General features: G+C 65.5%; 1 protein-coding gene. It reads left to right on the top strand.

What is annotated here, in order from left to right; translation table 11 throughout:
• The first annotated feature begins 47 nt into the window (after positions 1-47).
• The gene (locus ACFXKG_RS41325) at positions 48-1,139 is read left to right on the top strand and encodes an IS630 family transposase (RefSeq protein WP_384850788.1); all 1,092 of its coding nucleotides are present in this window, start codon (positions 48-50) and stop codon (positions 1,137-1,139) included.

Below are 1,139 nucleotides of genomic sequence, written 5' to 3'. Positions count from 1 at the left end.
CTAGTCTTCTGAGTCAGGAATTCTGTTCAGATGTTTAGACTTGGCCTGTGGCACGCACTGGACGGCCGAAGGCCGCGTTGGTTCTGTCGGACGAGGAACGGGCTGCACTCGAGGGGTGGGTGCGGCGCCGTTCCACGCCGCAGGCGTGGGCTCTGCGCTGTCGGATCATCCTGGCCTGCGCGCAGGGTGCTTCCAACAAGGACGTCGCTGCCCGGCTCGGCTCGACGCCGCATGCGGTGGGCCGCTGGCGGGCAAGGTTCGTCGAGCATCGAATCGCCGGCCTGGGAGATATGCCCCGCTCGGGCGGTCCCCGGACGGTGACCGACGAGCAGGTGATCGCGCTGGTCACCAGGACGCTGGAGTCGGCTCCGAAGAACGCGACGCACTGGTCGACGCGCTCGATGGCGAGGAAGACGGGCCTGTCGCAGTCCACGGTGTCGCGGGTCTGGCGGGCGTTCGGTCTCCAGCCACACCGCTCGGAGACGTTCAAGCTGTCGACAGACCCGTACTTCGTCGACAAGGTCCACGATGTCGTCGGCCTCTATCTGGACCCGCCCGAGCGGGCTCTGGTCTTCTGTGTCGACGAGAAGTCGCAGATCCAGGCCCTCGACCGGTCGCAGCCGGTGCTGCCGATGATGCCCGGAGTGCCCCAACGCGTCACGCACGACTACGTCCGCGCCGGCACCACCACCCTCTTCGCGGCCCTGGAGGTCGCCACCGGCAAGGTCATCGGCTCCCTGCACCGCCGCCACCGCGCCGAGGAGTTCAAGAAGTTCCTCGTCAAGCTCGACCAGGAAGTGCCGGACGGCCTCGGCATCCACCTGGTGCTGGACAACTACGCCACCCACAAAACCCCGGCCGTCAAGACCTGGCTACTGGCCCACCCGCGGTTCCATCTGCACTTCACACCGACGGGATCGTCCTGGCTCAACCTCGTGGAGCGATGGTTCGCCGAGCTGACGAACAAACAGATACGGCGAGGCGCCCACAGATCCGTCCAAGCCCTGGAGAAGGACATCCGGACCTGGATCGCAGCCTGGAACACCGACCCCAGGCCCTACATCTGGACCAAGACCGCGGACGAGATCCTCGAACGCCTCGCTTCATATCTGAACAGAATTCCTGACTCAGAAGACTAG

This window comes from Streptomyces sp. NPDC059255 (genome assembly GCF_042752355.1).
Classification (GTDB): Bacteria; Actinomycetota; Actinomycetes; order Streptomycetales; family Streptomycetaceae; genus Streptomyces.
The sequence above is the reverse complement of the archived record's forward strand: the minus strand, read 5'-3'. Positions and strand labels throughout refer to the sequence as shown.